The sequence below is a fragment of the Natronosalvus caseinilyticus genome (genome assembly GCF_017357105.1).
GTDB classification, from domain to species: Archaea; Halobacteriota; Halobacteria; order Halobacteriales; family Natrialbaceae; genus Natronosalvus; species Natronosalvus caseinilyticus.
Window position 1 is genome coordinate 113,697 of the sequence record NZ_CP071596.1, and the last position, 14,906, is coordinate 128,602.

Below are 14,906 nucleotides of genomic sequence, written 5' to 3' on the forward strand. Positions count from 1 at the left end.
GTTTAGCGGTGACGTCCGGGCTCGAAAAAGGCAGCGTCGCTCCCAGGGGCTCGACCGCGACCCCGTCGCGTACCGTCCGAGTGACGGCACATCTCCCTCGACGCCGGTGCGTATCTCCTACGGATAAGCAACCCATCTCGAACAGGCACGTCCTTCCGAAACCGTGGCCCGTTTACGTTTCGAAACGGTTCGACCATGTAGTGAGTACCGAGGACGAGACCCCGTTCGACGCCTACCGGGAGCACGTCGATCGACCGCTCTGGCGGCTCTTTCGCGAGTACGGACCCGGTCGACTGAGCTGGTTCGGCATCGGCATGGTCGCCAACTTCCTGGCCCGAATGGCGAGTCTGGTGCCGCCGCTGGTGCTGGGGGCGGCCATCGACGCCATCTTCGTCGGCGAGGGAGCCTACTCGCTGCCGGTTGTCCCCGACGCGTGGCTCCCGACGGAGAGCCTCGAGCAGTTCTGGTTCTCGATCACGGCCATCGCCGGCGCGTTCGTCGCCGTCGCCCTCTTCACCTGGATCTACGGGGTGTCGGCGAACCTCTTCGCCCACAGCGTCATGCACGCTGTCCGGGTCGACTGTTTCCGGAAGATGCAGAACCTCGACATGACCTTCTTCGACGACAAGCAGACCGGGGAGGTCATGGCCGTCCTCAACAACGACACCCAGAACTTAGAGCGATTCCTGGACAACGCCCTGATGAACTCCGCCCGGTTGCTCGTGATGGTCGGGGGCATCGCGGGCGTCCTCTTCTACCTGAACTGGCAGCTGGCGCTCGTCACGCTCGTCGCGGTGCCGGTGATGTTCGCCTTCACGCTGTGGTTCATGCGCGTCATCGAGCCCCGATACGTCCGCCAGCGGTCCTCTGTCGGCTGGCTCAACACCCGCCTCGAGAACAGCCTCTCGGGGATGGACCTGACGAAGACGACCGCCAGCGAGGAGTACGAGGTCTCGCGGGTTCGGAAGGCCTCGAAGCGGCTGTTCGACGACACGATGGCCGTCCTCAAGCTCTCGTACGTCTACCGACCGGGGATGGAACTGCTCGCCGGCCTCGCTTTCGCCGCGACCTTCCTCGTCGGCGGCCTCTGGCTTACGAACGGCGCGGCGCCGGGCCCGTTCACGGGAACGCTCTCGGTTGGTGACTTCGTCACCTTCCTCTTTCTGACCCAGCGGATCGTCGCCCCGCTCGCGGAGGTCTCGAACATCGTCGACCAGTACGAGAACGCGAAGGCCTCGAGCGAGCGCGTGTTCGGTCTGCGAGACATCCCCGTCTACGTCTCCGACCCCGACGACCCCGAGCCGCTCGAGGACGTCGCGGGCCGCGTCGAATACGACGACGTGACGTTCAGTTACGCGACCGGTGAGCGGCGGGCCATCGGTGGGGACGACACGTCGGGTGACGGTCTCGAGGCATCCGGCGACGGGAGTCCCGGAAACGATGGTGGCGGCGATAGCGACGGCAACGGTAGCGACGGCCAAGACGACGCAGAAATCGTCGTCGAGGACGTTTCGTTCACGGCGGAACCGGGCGACACCGTCGCCCTGGTCGGACCGACCGGCGCCGGCAAGTCGACCGTACTCAAACTCCTCCTGCGGCTCTACGACGTCGACGACGGCGAGATACGGGTCGACGGCCACGACGTCCGCGACGTTCGCCTCGCGGACCTCCGGGAGTCCGTCGGCTACGTCAGCCAGGACACGTTCCTCTTCGACGGCACCATCGCGGACAACGTCCGGTACGGCCACTTCGACGCCTCCGACGAGGCCGTCCGCGAGGCCGCGAAGGCCGCCCAGGCCCACGAGTTCATCGAGGAGCTCCCCGAGGGCTACGAGACGCGGGTGGGCGAGCGCGGCGTCAAACTCTCGGGCGGCCAGCGCCAGCGGATCGCCATTGCCCGGACGGTCCTGCAGGACCCCGAGATCCTGATTCTGGACGAGGCGACGAGCGCCGTCGACACGAAGACCGAACTCCTGATCCAGCGCTCGATCGACCGCCTGACGGAAGGACGAACGACTCTCGCCATCGCCCACCGCCTCTCGACGATTCGCGAGGCGGACGCGATCCTCGTCCTCGAGGGCGGTCGGGTCGTCGAACGCGGCGACCACGAGGAGCTGCTCGCGGCCGGCGGCCGATACGCGACGCTGTGGGAAGCGCAGGCCGGGACGCTCGATGAGGCGCTCGAGGCGATGGCCGACGGCGGGGACTGAGACGGATCGGTCAGGTCCCCGCCCGCCGAACGGACGCGACCAGGCGCCGGTGGAGGTCTCGGCGGACACCCGCTCGAGCGAGGACGACGACGGCGAGCGGGGTGGCGCTGACGAGGGTGAACAGGCCGCCGAAGAAGACGCCCCCGCCGGTTCCGGCGTAGAGCGTGTAGAGGCTGAGCGACGCCCACCAGAGCGTCAGCGCCCCGAATCCAAGTGCCGCTAACTGACCGACGCGGAGTCCCAGTCCCTCCCTCACCACGCCAACAATGACGAGGATTGCCAGCACACCCGGCAACACGAGTTCGGGGTCGATCGGAACGGAACCCAGTTTCGGCCACGACGGCCACGGCAGGGGCCGGTTGGCGAGCAGGACGACGTCGACGAATAGTACGAAGACTGCGAACACGACTTCGCTCCCTCGATGCAGGGCGCCGGGCGGGCGAATCATCTCGTTTCTCACTCGTCAGATAAGCGTAAAAACATTTCCACGAGCCTGGTTCGCTCGAGTCCGTCAGTGGGTCTCGAGGGGGCACAGCAGCGCTCCAGCCGAGGAAGGGGCGCTCATCGACGGTTTCGAGCGCCGATCAGGCGTCGTCCGCCACGGCCATCGGCCCGTCGACGGTCGCTCGGAGGGTGAACTCGGGGTCACCCTCGTCGGGCTCGAGGTATCCCACGGCGAACCCGGTGTACGCGAGGCCGCGCTCGAGTGCGAGATCGAACGAGGCGACGGTCGTCTCCGAATCACCGGCCGGCCGCACGTCGAGTGTGTAGTCGGCGGCAGGAATCGCAACGTAGTTCGTCGCGTCGCCGAACGCGAGGTCCTCGACGACGGGGGTGTCACCGTCGTTGACGTAGAGGTCGACGGCCGGCGCGTCGGGTGAGGCGTGGACGGCTCGAAGCAGGACGGAGCCGTCGTCGACCAGCACGTGCGGGCGGAAAGTACCACCCTCGAGTTCGCCGATGGCGGCGACCGTGTAGAACGCCCGGCCGAGCCAGAGGTCGCCCTCGAAGGCCACGGTGTCGGCATCGCCCGCTGCCGTGATCGTGACGGTGTAGGTCCCGGGCTGTAGCTCGAGGTACGGCGTCAGGCTCTCGTAGGCCAGGTCCGCGATGACCCGGTCGCCGTCGACGTAGACGTCGACGTTCGGTGCGTCGGGCGAAAAGTGCGCGACGCGGACGGCCGTCAGCGGCGTCTGACGGTCGTCGGCGCCGTTCCCCTCGTGGTCGTCGTCCGATTCCCGTTCGTCGTCTTCGTGTTCGCCTGCGGCGAAGACGGTTCCACTTGTCGCGGCGACGCCACCGGCGAGGCCGAGTGCGGCAAGCGTCCGTCGTCGTGAGACTGGCATGGTGTGAGCGAGTTGGAGGACAGAGGAGCCATAAACCACTACGTCAGTTACGATGACAGTCGGCGCGAAGCCTCGTCCTACGCCGTTCGCTCGAGAACGACAGTCCGCATAGCGAGGACGTACTCGCGTTTCCGGCCACGGGAGGCTCGTCGAACCAATGTCACCGACCGTGAAACTCATCGTCACGTGGTTAATTTCAAATTTACCCAATAGAATATATTGCCTTTCGCCCGCGTAGCCACTCGCATGCGCCGAAGAGGCTATCTGGTGGGACTCGGCACCAGCGTCGGGGTGCTCGTCTCGGTCACCGACGGGGGGCTCGCGACGGCCACGGACCTGTCGGTGCGGATCCTCGAGACGAACGACCCCATCGAGGCCGGCGAGTACCTGACCGTCACGGCGGAGGTAACGAACACGACTGCATCGGAACTCGAGGTCACAGCCGAGTTTCTCGTGGGCGGCGATCCGGTCGGCGGTCGCTGGACATTCCTACTCGAGGGCGGCGAGACCCGCGACCTCGAGTTCAGCCACCTGACCTATCCCGTCCGTCAGGACGTCGAGTTTCCGGTCCGCGTGGAGACGCGAGATGGGAGCGACGAGCGACTCGTCACCGTGACCGGCATCGACGACCTGCCGGCCGACCGCGTGCGACCCGGCTCACAGGTCACGGTCGCGCCCGGATCGACAGTCCAGTTCGAGACCGAACCCGACGACGCGGAGAGCTACGGCGGGGTCACGCACTGGTACGTCGACGACGAGTACGCCGGCTGGTCGATGGGGCCGTGGCAGGCGGAGTACTTCGGCTGGACGGGTCGTGACTACTGGCAGTACACCTTCGACGAGCCCGGCACCTACACCGTTCGAGCGAGCGTCGGCCAGGAAGGGGCGAACGCGACCGCCGAGTGGACCGTCGAGGTCGCCGAGGGCGGGCACGACGGCCCGGCCGTCGAGGCGGTTCGCCCCGTGCCCGGCCGGCTCGCCGTCGGCAACGAAGAGACGGTCGAACTCGCCGTCGACGTTACCGACGCCGAGGGGCGCCTCGAGGAGGTCGTCTGGTGGCTCGGCCACGCCGACCGCATCCTCGAAATCTCCTCGGTCTCGGGCTCATCGGACACCGCAACGCTCGAGGTCGACGGGGCCTCGCTCTGTCACGGGTGTCCGGTGATCGTCTGGGTTCGCTCGAGCGACGGCACCGTGACGACGGCCCAGCCGTGGACGCCCGTCGAACCCGATGGCGGCCACCTGCACGTCTCGATTCAGGAGTCGAACGACCCAGTCGGCGCCGGCGAGCCCCTCGAGTTCGTCCTCGACCTCGAGAACGTCGGCCCGGAGGCGGCGACGCGAGAGGTCTCGATGGTCGTCGGCGGTGAGGTGGTCGACACCCTGACTACCGAAGTCGACGGCGGCGGGACGGACTCGCTGACCCTCGGCTACGACACCTACCCCGTCCGCCAGGACGTCGAGTTCCCCGTCTGGGTGACGACCGGGGACGACGCCGACCACCGAACCGTCTCGGTGTACGCCGACGGTGTGGCCGACCTCGAGATACGAATCCTCGAGACCAATGCGCCGGTCGCAGCAGGCGAGGTGCTCTCGGTGCTCGCGGAGGTCGAGAACGTGGGAACCGAATCCATGACGCGAGACGTTCACCTCGTGGCGGGCGATCGCGTCGCGAGCGAGCAGGTGTCTCTCGACCCTGGCGCGGTCGAGACCCTCGAACTGGGCTACGAGACCTATCCCGTCCGCCGAAACGTCGAATTTCCCGTGTCGGTGTGGACCGAGGGGGCCTGCGACCGCCGACTCGTGCGGGTCTACGCCGAAGGGGTCCCCCCGCTCGTACCGCGAATCAGCGAGGTGAACGACCCCGTCACTGGCGGTGAGCGCCTCGAGGTGACGGTCGAACTCGAGAACCGGAGCGACGGACGCGCGAGCGAGGACGTCTCACTGGTCGTCGGCGGCGAGACCGTCGATTCGGCGTCGGCGACCGTCGAGGGTGGCGAGACGGAAACGCTCGCGCTGGGCTACGAAACGTATCCCGTCCGCCAGGACGTCGAGTTCCCAATCACCGTCGTCGCGGGCGAGGAGCGAGACGAACGGACGGTCTCGGTTCGTGGGGTCGACGGTGGTGGTGGCGATGGGGACGACGACGACGATGGGAGTGACGACGACGATGACGAAGAGGGAGACGGTGACGGCGAAGACGACGGAGACGAAACTGAGGACCTCGAGGTCACCTTCGTCGACTGCTCGCGCGTCGAGGTCACCGGTACCTTCGAAGACGGCGACACGATTATGGCCCACACCGCGTTCAACACCGACCACGGGATCGGAACGACCGCCGGCGAAGACTTCGTCACCATCGGCGAACACGTCCCCGCCCCCTTCTCCGGCACGGTCGTCTTCGAAATCGGCGACGAGCGTGGCGTCTCTGGAGACGGCTCGAGCGCCACCGTCACCGTCGAAGACTACGGCGTGTTGGGGACGGCGATCACCGGAATCGGCGGCCCGAGCGCGATCGGGCCCGAGACGACCCACTCGAACCCCCACGATTGCAGTGAGTCGATCGCCCCGATTCCGCCGGAACTCGAGGTCGCGTCCGTCTCACCCGCGGGGGACGGCTACGACGTGACCTTCGGCTACACGAACGACAACGAGGTATCGATAATCGTCGGGAGTTCGTTCACTACGGGGACCGCGAGTAGCCAGCCCCCGAACGAACTCACAGCCGGCGGCGGGTCGTTCACCGCGCGGTGGACGCCCCAGAGCGGAGACGAGCGCCTCGAGTGGACGGTCGACCTCTCGGCGTTCGGAGGGCAGGAGCCAATACGGGTGGCGACGCAGGCGGCGAGTGCGTACGGTGACGGCGAGGAGCCCAGTAGTGACGACGGCGCGGAAACTGACGATGATGGTGAGACAACCGACGGAGCGAACACAGACGGCGATGGCGAGACCGATGGCGAAGGTAGTGAAAACGACGACGCAACCGACGATACGAACGAGACGAGCGACACAGGAGGTGGCCAAACGGATGGCACAGACGCTGGAGGTAGTGGCGACGGCGAGAGTACCGACGATGGAACCGAAGACACAGACGAGAACGCCTCGAGCGACGGATAATCTCCACCTCGAGGGAGGCCACCGTGCACTCGAGTACGCCGACTTCCCGAATTGCTCTCGAGGCCACGTCCTCGAAAACGTCAAATAGTCTTAAATACAATACGATCGCATGGTCTCCCGCGACACCCGCGTCCATCTGGTCGCCATCGCCCTCGCGATTGCCATCTTCGCCGTCGTCTCGAGGTTCGACTTCGCGACCGACGGTCCCGAATACCTCGTCGCCTTCCTCGTGAGCTACGGCATCATCTTCGGGGGCGCGCACCTCTACCTGGCCGCTCGCGGCGACGACGGCATGGTCCCGGCCGAATCCCGCTGGCGGTACGTCGCCGTCGTCGCCGTCTTCCTCCTGGTCGGCGGGCTCCTGTGGGTCGCTGGCGACGCCGCACTCGGTCCCGTCACCGTTCGACAGGTCGGTCTCGCGGTGCTCGCCCTCACAGCTCTGGTCTACCTCGCCGTCGAATCCGTGTCGGGGTATCGGGCGACGCAACTCGAGTGATGGGGAATTCAGAACGAAAACGGATCGAACTGCCTACCGCTACCGCTCCTCGAGCGGCACGAACGTCTGGTCCTCGGGACCCGTGTAGCGCGCTCGCGGGCGGATGAGTCGATTGTCACGCTGGTACTCGAGCACGTGGGCGATCCAGCCGCCGGCGCGGCTCATCGCGAAGATGGGTGTGTACGTGTCGATCGGGATCCCAAGCTGGTAGTAGACCGACCCGGAGTAGAAGTCGACGTTGGGGGCGATGCCCTTCTCGACGAGGCCTTTCTCCTCGGTGAGGTAGTCCTCGATTGTCGTGGTGATCTCGTACCAGGTGTCGTCGCCGGTCTCGGCGAGTTCCGCGCTCCGCCGTTGGAGGATCTTCGCGCGGGGGTCCTTGACGTTGTAGACGCGGTGCCCGAAGCCGGGAATGCGTCGACCTTCGTCGGTCGCCTGCTCGACCCAGTCGCGCGGATCAAGGTGGCTCTCTTCGATCTCGAACAGGACCTCCATGACGTCCTGATTGGCACCGCCGTGGAGCGGGCCCGAAAGCGCCCCGACACCGCCGGTCAGCGAACTGTAGACGTCGGCCATCGTCGAACCGATCACCATCGCGGTGAACGTCGAGGCGTTCAGGCCGTGGTCGGCGTGGAGGATGAGCGCCTGGTCGAACGTCTCGGCGGCGACGTCGTCGGGTTCCTCGCCCGTGAACATGTAGAGGAAGTTCGCCGCGTGCCCGAGGTCGGGGTCGGGGTCGACTGGCTCCTCGCCCTGACGAAAGCGTTCGAAGGCGGCTAGGACGGTTGGGATCTTGGCGGTGATCCGGCGTCCCTTCCGCAGCGACGCGTCGAAATCCTCGGCACCGACGTCGCTCTCGGATTCCATCGCCGAGAGCATCGACGTCGCGGTCCGGAGTGCGGCCATCGGCGTCTCGTCGGCCTCGGCCAGGCTTCGAACGGCCTCGAGGATGGCGTCGTCGACGGCTCGCTCGGCGACCATCGCGTCGGTGAACGACTCGAGTTCGTCCGCGTCGGGGAGTTCGCCGTGCCAGAGCAAGTAGAGTACCTCCTCGTAGCTGGCCCCCTCCGCGAGCTCCTCGATCGGGTATCCCCGGTAGATCAGTCGACCGGCGTCACCGTCGATCGAGCTGAGCTGGGATTCGGCAACCAACACACCCTCGAGCCCTTTCTTCAGATCGTCAGCCATAGCAGGAACTTTCGTGCGGGATTGGAAAAGTATTGCCGTTTGCCCGTTGGCACCATGGCACTCGTCCCGACGTCTGCATCGGTATCTGTCGGATCAGAATCTCGAACGGGCGGCCTCGAGTCGGCTCTCGCTCGGTCGACGATCGATTCGATATAAACTATTCGTCCGCAGACAGCTCCCGCGAGAGACCGACGGCGGCGTACACCGTCAACGCGATCCAGACGGTGCCGGCGCTGGTCGTCGCGAGGACGAATGCCAGCGCGAGCAGGTACCCCGACTGCTGGCTCGAGCCGGGGATGACGACGAAGAAGGCGAAGACCGCAGCGGTAAACGCGACCCCGACGAACAGCGAGATGACGGCGTTTCGCCTGACGTCGAGGGCCTCGAGCAGGGCCGCCGTCGGCGGGCGGTCCGGACGGTCCGGTGACGGTGACACGTTTCGATCTTTCGACCGGGCGTACAAAGCCGCGTCGGATTTGGCGAGGTCAAAACCCCAGCACGACCCACGAGACGCCGACGAAGATGAGCATGCCGAAGACGTCGACGACGTTCGTCACGATCGGGATCGTCAGGTCGTCGGGATCGACGCCGAGCCGATAGGAGGCGTACGTCGCGCCGAAACTGCAGACGATGGCGATGACGGCGATCGAGATGCCGCTGACCAGGGCGATGAACAGCAGCGTCGGGAGGGCGACGCCGACACCGAGCGCGAGACCGAGCAGGTACGACCCAATAGCGAGCACCGTAAAGACCGTCACCGCCAGCGCGAGGATGGCGGCGATGTTCGCCCAGAGACCAGTATCCCGCACGTCGAACGTCGCGACGCCCAGGTGGAGACGACTCGAGAGCCGCGAACTCAAGATTGCGCCGAGGTTGCCGCCGAGTCCGACCATGGTGGGAACCATGATCGCGAGCACGCGATACTCCTCGAGGAGTGCTTCTGCGCGGTCGAGGGTGATCCCGGCCGCGAGGACGATGACCGAGAGCACGATCAGCAGGGGGAACATCGTGGAGACGATCGATCGGGCGCTCCAGGAGCCCAGCGAGCGATCCGTAGAGAGAATCGACATCAGGGAATCACCCCGACGAGCGTGACGGCGAAGACGAGAAAGAGCATGCCGAAGATGTCACCCAGCGTCGTCACGATAGGGCCGACGAGGTTGTCGGGGTCGTAGCCCGCCTTGTACCCGCCGAAGAGCACCAGAAGCAGGCCGAAGATCAACACGGTCGAGGTGAGCACGCCCGAAATGAGCATGATGGCGAGAAACTCCCAGAGTGCGGCGGACTCCCAGCCCAGCACCGCGAGCGCGAGTCGCGTGAGCACGGCGATGACGACCGAGATACCGATGCCGTTGACGAAGGAGGCCACGACCGCATTGACCAGCCGTTCGTCCCACGAGAAGCGCGGCTCGATCAGCCCCTGATGGAGGCCGCTGGCGAGTCGCCCCCCGAGCGCGCCGTAGACGTTCCCGCGGGTAGCGAGGAACACCGGAACCATCACGAGCAGCCCGGGAAACCGTTCGACGCTCTCGAGGAGATTCTCGAGGATGACGCCGGACACGAGCCCGCCACCGAGCGCGATCAACAGGACCGGAAGCGTTTCCCGGTAGATCGACACGAACTCCTCTCGAGCGCTCATGAGGCGGCCTCCAGGCGGTTGCACGGCGTTGCTCGAGCGTCGCGTGCGGTACCGGACTCACTCGTTTCGGCCTCGAACGCCCCACGTCGATCCTCACTGGTCGCAATCTCGAACGCCCCTCGCTCGCTCGGTCCCGGTGATCGCCGTTTAGCGGCCCCCATAGACTTCACCCCGGACGTGCGAGCGGCGATGGCGACGCGGACCGACGCGTCTCTCGTCGACGGAACCGTCCGCCGGTGCGTGGGGACACACCGGATGCACAGTTCGGTGTCGGTGTCGATCGACGGGAGTGGCGGCCCACGTGAACATGTACGTTCGTTACTGAGACGAGTCTGATAGGCGTTTTCCTCCGCACAGTCCGTGGTAACACTCGACAGTGTGCGCTCGACCGTCGTCGACCCGCCACTCAGAGCGAGACCAGCCACCACGCCAGCCAGGTCCCGCCTATCTACGGCGCGATTGGAACACAGGTCCCATGAGCGTGTCGAAGGCGGCGACGGCTCGCGCATCGGGCCCTTCTCGAGCGTCGGACCCGTCTCGCCTCTCGGGATGAGGTCCGCTACGATTCGTCTCTCGGAGCGGGGTTCGTCGCGATTCGTCCTGGAGACGGGGTTCGCCGTGACTTGCCTCTCGAGAGAAGGTTCACTGTAATTCGACTCGAGTGACAACGTTGAAGGATAGACTCACTCTAAACCGGGTATGAGCGAGGGCGCACACCGACACCGACGCGACTTCCGGCGCGCAGCATGGGTGAACGTCCTCGGCAACGCCGCCAAAATCGCAGTCGAAGGGGCCGCAGGCCTCGCCTTCGGGAGTTTCTCGCTGCTCGCCGACGCCGCTCACTCCCTGGCCGACCTCGTCGCCAGCGTCGTCGTCCTGGTGTGGGGGACGAGCAGTTACGACGAACCCGACGACACCCACCCCCACGGCCACGACCGGATCGAACCCCTGACGGCGCTGTTCGTCGGCGCGGTCATCGCCCTGCTCGGCCTCTCCTTGCTCAACCAGTCGGTTCGGGGCCTCCTCTATAGCACCGACGTCAGCTTCAGTCCACTCCTGCTCGGCGCACTGGCGTTCGCGATCGCGGACATGTACCTCGTCTACCGGTACACGCAGGCGATCAACCACGAAATCGGGTCGACCGCACTCGACGCCCTCGCGGTCGACTGCCTGAACGACATTTACACGTCGCTCGCGGCGATGATCGGCGTCCTCGGCGTCGTCTTCGGCGTTCCCGAGCTCGACGCCGTCGCGGGCGGCCTCGTGAGCCTGATCGTCGTCTCCCAGGGCGTGTCCATCGCCCGCGAGAACGTCGACTACCTCGTCGGCGCCGCCCCCTCGAGCGAGAAGCGCGAGGCCATCTCCCGGACGCTCCGGGACCATCCGGGCGTCCAGGGGATCCACGATCTCACCGTCTACTACGACGGCACGGTCCTCGAGGTGGAGGTCCACGTCGAGGTCGACGGCGAGATGCCCCTGCGCGATGCCCACGACCTCGAGACGGCGCTCGTGACGGCCCTGCGCGAACAGGACGACGTCGGGGACGCCCACGTCCACCTCGATCCATCGGGGATCGGCGAGTGGAAGGATCACGTCGAGTCCTGATCGGTCGCAATGTTGGATCGTCCCCCTTGGGTCCTGTAATCGCGAGTTTCGTCCATCTCCTCTCGAGAGCGGCGAGAGCGGGCAGCGCTCGAACGTGACCACACACTATAGAACGTATAGTAAACCCTTCGCCGTCCGCGTGTCGATAGGTTTCTTAGGGATCGTTCGTGACCTACGAGTATGTACCAGCGGGACTTCATGGAGGGAACGCGCGGGACCCAGGCCGTCGACTGGGAGGAGCGCATCGACGTCAAACGGATGCGCCGCGAGCGAACGGAGCGCGCCCTCGAGCGCCTCCAGGAGACCGAACTCGGCGCCATGCTCCTCGTCTCGGACCCGAACATCCGCTACGTCACCGGCCTGGCGATGACCGGCGGCAGCGGGGCCGACCACTACACCGTCCTCACGGAGGAAGGCGACGTGATCCACTGGGACACCGCCGATCACGCGAGCAACCAGCGCTTCAACTGCCCGTGGCTGCAGGACATTCGCTACGCCTGCCCTGGACTCGGCAACGTCCCCCGCGCCTCCGGGCGGGACTCCGCGCGTGACTTCCTCAAAGCGAAGATGGCCGACACCGTGGCGACCGCTCTCGAGGAGTACGGCGTGGACGGCGAGGCGCTGGGCATCGACGTCGGGAACGCCGGCCTGGTGAGCGCCTTCGAGGACCGCGGGATCGAGGTCGACACCGAGACCGTCCCGAATGTAATGGAGGACGCCCGCAAAGTCAAGACTCGCGACGAGATCGAGTGTCTCCGCCAGGTCGCCGCCATCTGCGAGGCCGGCTTCCAGCGGATCACTGAAACTGCCCGCCCCGGAGCGAAAGAGACGGACCTCTGGGGGGCCGCTGCGGAGGAACTCTGGAAGCAGGGGGCGTTCGTCGGCGGTGGCTACGTCACCTCCGGGCCGAACACCTGGCCGAAACACCAGGCGAACACCACCGACCGGATGATCCGGCCTGGGGACCTCGTCTACGCCGACTTCTACAACATCGGCTACCTGGGCTACCGGTCGTGTTATTACCGCACCTTCAGCATGGGTGAGCCAACCCAGGCCCAGCAGGACGCCTACGAGACCGCCCGCGACAACCTCTACGACGTCCTCGAGCGCATCGAACCCGGTGCCACGACCGACGAAATCTGCCAGGGCTTCCCGGACATGGAAGGCGAGCACGCCGACTTCTACGACGCCGACGAACACTGGCAGCTGACGACCAACCACTGGGGCCACGGCCTCGGACTGCAACTGTACGAGGTGCCCTTGATCTGGCGCGGCCTCTCCCCCGACCACCCGATCGAGATTGAGGAGGGGATGACGATGGCCGTCGAGACTCAGGAGCCCGCGGAGAACCAGGGCGTACGCGTCGAGGAGATGGTCGTCGTCCGCGAGAACGGCGTCGAGATCCTGAGCCAGTGGCCCGTCGAGGAGATTACCCGAATCGACTACTGAGCGCTCGGTTCGAGGGCGGGTCTCGAGGCTCAAGGCTCGACTCTTCGATCTCGAGGCCCGAGAGTCGGCGGTCGTGCAGGCAGTGCGAGCGAGAATCGGTCACTCCGACGATTTTTGTCGATCCCGACCGTACCGCGAGTATGGACTTCGACGTCATCCAGGGCGACATCGCGAACCAGTCCGCAGACGCCCTCGTCAACGCCGCCGGAACCAGCCTCCGGATGGGATCGGGCGTCGCCGGCGCGCTTCGGCGCGGGGCCGGCCCGGAGATCAACGAGGAGGCGATGGCGAATGGACCGGTCGACCTCGGCGAAGTCGCCGTCACGGACGCCTACGACCTCGAGGCCGAGTACGTCGTCCACGCGGCGGCGATGCCTCACTACGGCGACGGGAAGGCCACTGCAGAGAGCATTCGCGACGCCACCCGAAACGCCCTCGAACGCGCCGACGACCTGGGCTGTCGGTCGCTCGTGATCCCCGCCCTCGGCTGTGGCGTCGCCGGCTTCGACCTCGCCGAAGGCGCCGAGATCATCGCCCGAGAGATTCAGGCCTACGAACCGAGCACGCTCGAGGACGTGCGATTCATTGCCTACGACGAGGATGAGTTCGAGACGGTTCGACGAGCCGTACGTCGACTCCGGGGCTGACTGGAGCCTGTGCCCCCAGACTGAACCGGAGCCAACGACTCCGTGACCGAGCCGAAGCAACGACGACGGTCCCAACTAGTCGTGAATCGCTCGTTCGTCGAGCCATCGGTACGTCTCTTCCTCCAGTGAAAGATGACCCGCGACGAACGCGCCGCCCCGCGGATTTGGCTCGAGGCGGTCCCGGTCGACTCGTTGGGTGATACCGACGTCGTCGACCAGCCACCCGTAGTAGGCGCCGGCGTCGTCGGTGACGCCGAACACGAGGAGCATGGGATCGCTCGAGCGATCGATCGACGCCGTCGGCGCAGCGAACACGCGAGCGAGATCGACGACCCGGATCCGCTCGCCGCCAACGGCGATTTCGCCCGCGTTCCAGGGATCCTCGGCGTCGTCGACGACGCCAATGTCACCGACACCCAGCACCGACGAAACTCGCTCGGATTCGACGCAGTAGCCGTCCGTCTGCAGTTCGAACGGCAGTATCGAAACGCGGTCGGTTGGCTCGCTCGAGCCACCAGTCTCCATCATTCAGTTCAGACGGAGACGACGCTGGAAAATAACTGTTCCGACAACCAATCACGTCGCAGTCGCCCGGTTTTCTACTACTCGGTTGCAATCGGCTGTCTGGAGATATCTTCACAGAGGCGGCGGTAGACGTCCCGCTCGAGCAGTTCCATCATGGTATCGTCGACGGTCGCCCGTAACACCGCCAGGCGGTCCTCGAGAACGGCGTACTCCTGGCTGGCCCGTCGTTCGGCGGCGGTTTTCTGCCCGTCCAGGAGCGCCTTCTTCGACGCGAGTGCGAAGAATTGCTGGAGCTGGTCGTCGTAGCTCGAGCGCAACAGCAACTGGTCGATCAGCGAAGTGAGTTCGGCCTTCGAAACCGGCTTGACGAGGTAGTCGTCGAATCCCAGTCCGATGATGTCGAAGTCCGGTTCGACCGCCGTCACCATGGCTACGCGACAGTCGAGGTCGCGTTGCCGGATGGTCTCGAGGACAGTGTCGCCCGGGAGACCCGGCATTCGGCGGTCGAGGAGAACGATGTCGACCGTCTCGTCGATGGCGTCGAGGGCGTCCGTGCCGTCGTAGGCAGTCTCGACGGTCACTTCGTCCTCGAGCCAGGCGCTGTAGAGCGTCGCCAGGTCAGGTTCGTCTTCGACGATCAGGACGTGGGGTTCAGATGGCATCGGGATAGTCTCCAGTATCGGC

Annotated in this window: 15 protein-coding genes; 6 read left to right on the plus strand and 9 right to left on the minus strand. The window is 65.9% G+C overall.

Features of this window, described 5'->3' with window-relative positions:
* The first annotated feature begins 200 nt into the window (after nt 1-200).
* On the plus strand, nt 201-2,210 hold the full coding sequence (locus tag J1N60_RS00560) for an ABC transporter ATP-binding protein (protein WP_312909813.1): 2,010 nt from the start codon (nt 201-203) through the stop codon (nt 2,208-2,210).
* Nucleotides 2,211-2,220: 10 nt separating this feature from the next.
* Here the strand turns inward: J1N60_RS00560 and J1N60_RS00565 are convergent, their stop codons facing one another.
* Both J1N60_RS00565 and J1N60_RS00570 read right to left on the minus strand, forming a co-directional pair.
* Entirely contained in the window at nt 2,221-2,658 is a 438-nt protein-coding gene (locus J1N60_RS00565) for a hypothetical protein (protein WP_312909815.1), read from the minus strand.
* Between the two features lie 136 nt (nt 2,659-2,794).
* Nucleotides 2,795-3,556: a DUF4397 domain-containing protein gene (locus J1N60_RS00570; RefSeq protein ID WP_312909817.1), complete on the minus strand. Its 762-nt coding sequence runs from the start codon at nt 3,554-3,556 to the stop codon at nt 2,795-2,797.
* A gap of 246 nt (nt 3,557-3,802) precedes the next feature.
* Here J1N60_RS00570 and J1N60_RS00575 point away from each other — a divergent pair, with 246 nt between their 5' ends.
* Both J1N60_RS00575 and J1N60_RS00580 read left to right on the plus strand, forming a co-directional pair.
* A complete protein-coding gene (locus tag J1N60_RS00575; protein WP_312909819.1) occupies nt 3,803-6,673 on the plus strand; it encodes a hypothetical protein in 2,871 nt (956 codons plus the stop codon).
* Nucleotides 6,674-6,782: 109 nt separating this feature from the next.
* Complete coding sequence (locus J1N60_RS00580; RefSeq protein WP_312909821.1) at nt 6,783-7,169, plus strand: hypothetical protein; 387 nt, start codon at nt 6,783-6,785, stop codon at nt 7,167-7,169.
* A gap of 39 nt (nt 7,170-7,208) precedes the next feature.
* On the opposite strand, the gene citZ is transcribed toward J1N60_RS00580, so the two are convergent.
* From citZ to J1N60_RS00605, 5 genes are all read right to left on the minus strand, one after another.
* Nucleotides 7,209-8,357, minus strand: coding sequence for a citrate synthase (citZ, locus tag J1N60_RS00585; RefSeq protein ID WP_312909823.1), 1,149 nt, complete (start codon nt 8,355-8,357; stop codon nt 7,209-7,211).
* Between the two features lie 157 nt (nt 8,358-8,514).
* A complete protein-coding gene (locus J1N60_RS00590; RefSeq protein ID WP_312909825.1) occupies nt 8,515-8,793 on the minus strand; it encodes a DUF7536 family protein in 279 nt (92 codons plus the stop codon).
* A gap of 49 nt (nt 8,794-8,842) precedes the next feature.
* Complete coding sequence (locus J1N60_RS00595; protein WP_312909827.1) at nt 8,843-9,427, minus strand: magnesium transporter; 585 nt, start codon at nt 9,425-9,427, stop codon at nt 8,843-8,845.
* Nucleotides 9,427-9,996 carry a magnesium transporter gene (locus tag J1N60_RS00600; RefSeq protein WP_312909829.1) on the minus strand — a complete coding sequence of 190 codons (570 nt, stop codon included), beginning with the start codon at nt 9,994-9,996 and terminating at the stop codon, nt 9,427-9,429. The genes J1N60_RS00595 and J1N60_RS00600 overlap by 1 nt, the downstream gene beginning before the upstream one ends.
* Entirely contained in the window at nt 9,993-10,157 is a 165-nt protein-coding gene (locus J1N60_RS00605) for a hypothetical protein (RefSeq protein ID WP_312909831.1), read from the minus strand. Before J1N60_RS00605 ends, J1N60_RS00600 begins: the two co-directional genes overlap by 4 nt.
* A gap of 538 nt (nt 10,158-10,695) precedes the next feature.
* On the opposite strand from J1N60_RS00605, the gene J1N60_RS00610 reads away from it, so the two are divergent.
* The 3 genes from J1N60_RS00610 to J1N60_RS00620 all read left to right on the plus strand — a co-directional run bounded on the left by J1N60_RS00610 (nt 10,696) and on the right by J1N60_RS00620 (nt 13,697).
* Nucleotides 10,696-11,601: a cation diffusion facilitator family transporter gene (locus tag J1N60_RS00610; RefSeq protein WP_312909833.1), complete on the plus strand. Its 906-nt coding sequence runs from the start codon at nt 10,696-10,698 to the stop codon at nt 11,599-11,601.
* 180 nt (nt 11,602-11,781) lie between these two features.
* On the plus strand, nt 11,782-13,050 hold the full coding sequence (locus J1N60_RS00615) for a M24 family metallopeptidase (protein WP_312909835.1): 1,269 nt from the start codon (nt 11,782-11,784) through the stop codon (nt 13,048-13,050).
* 140 nt (nt 13,051-13,190) lie between these two features.
* Nucleotides 13,191-13,697, plus strand: a complete 507-nt coding sequence (locus J1N60_RS00620; RefSeq protein WP_312909837.1) for a macro domain-containing protein — start codon at nt 13,191-13,193, stop codon at nt 13,695-13,697.
* A gap of 75 nt (nt 13,698-13,772) precedes the next feature.
* Here the strand turns inward: J1N60_RS00620 and J1N60_RS00625 are convergent, their stop codons facing one another.
* Both J1N60_RS00625 and J1N60_RS00630 read right to left on the minus strand, forming a co-directional pair.
* Nucleotides 13,773-14,225 carry a chemotaxis protein CheW gene (locus J1N60_RS00625; protein WP_312909839.1) on the minus strand — a complete coding sequence of 151 codons (453 nt, stop codon included), beginning with the start codon at nt 14,223-14,225 and terminating at the stop codon, nt 13,773-13,775.
* Nucleotides 14,226-14,299: 74 nt separating this feature from the next.
* On the minus strand, nt 14,300-14,884 hold the full coding sequence (locus J1N60_RS00630; protein WP_312909841.1) for a response regulator transcription factor: 585 nt from the start codon (nt 14,882-14,884) through the stop codon (nt 14,300-14,302).
* Nucleotides 14,885-14,906 lie beyond the last annotated feature (22 nt).

What these genes read in the sequence shown, in the direction of transcription:
- J1N60_RS00565 (WP_312909815.1), bottom strand. Translation starts at nt 2,658, where the DNA reads ATGATTCGCCCGCCCGGCGCCCTGCATCGAGGGAGCGAAGTCGTGTTC.
- J1N60_RS00570 (WP_312909817.1), bottom strand. Translation starts at nt 3,556, where the DNA reads ATGCCAGTCTCACGACGACGGACGCTTGCCGCACTCGGCCTCGCCGGT.
- J1N60_RS00575 (WP_312909819.1), top strand. Translation starts at nt 3,803, where the DNA reads ATGCGCCGAAGAGGCTATCTGGTGGGACTCGGCACCAGCGTCGGGGTG.
- J1N60_RS00580 (WP_312909821.1), top strand. Translation starts at nt 6,783, where the DNA reads ATGGTCTCCCGCGACACCCGCGTCCATCTGGTCGCCATCGCCCTCGCG.
- citZ (WP_312909823.1), bottom strand. Translation starts at nt 8,357, where the DNA reads ATGGCTGACGATCTGAAGAAAGGGCTCGAGGGTGTGTTGGTTGCCGAA.
- J1N60_RS00595 (WP_312909827.1), bottom strand. Translation starts at nt 9,427, where the DNA reads ATGTCGATTCTCTCTACGGATCGCTCGCTGGGCTCCTGGAGCGCCCGA.
- J1N60_RS00600 (WP_312909829.1), bottom strand. Translation starts at nt 9,996, where the DNA reads ATGAGCGCTCGAGAGGAGTTCGTGTCGATCTACCGGGAAACGCTTCCG.
- J1N60_RS00605 (WP_312909831.1), bottom strand. Translation starts at nt 10,157, where the DNA reads ATGGGGGCCGCTAAACGGCGATCACCGGGACCGAGCGAGCGAGGGGCG.
- J1N60_RS00610 (WP_312909833.1), top strand. Translation starts at nt 10,696, where the DNA reads ATGAGCGAGGGCGCACACCGACACCGACGCGACTTCCGGCGCGCAGCA.
- J1N60_RS00615 (WP_312909835.1), top strand. Translation starts at nt 11,782, where the DNA reads ATGTACCAGCGGGACTTCATGGAGGGAACGCGCGGGACCCAGGCCGTC.
- J1N60_RS00620 (WP_312909837.1), top strand. Translation starts at nt 13,191, where the DNA reads ATGGACTTCGACGTCATCCAGGGCGACATCGCGAACCAGTCCGCAGAC.
- J1N60_RS00625 (WP_312909839.1), bottom strand. Translation starts at nt 14,225, where the DNA reads ATGATGGAGACTGGTGGCTCGAGCGAGCCAACCGACCGCGTTTCGATA.
- J1N60_RS00630 (WP_312909841.1), bottom strand. Translation starts at nt 14,884, where the DNA reads ATGCCATCTGAACCCCACGTCCTGATCGTCGAAGACGAACCTGACCTG.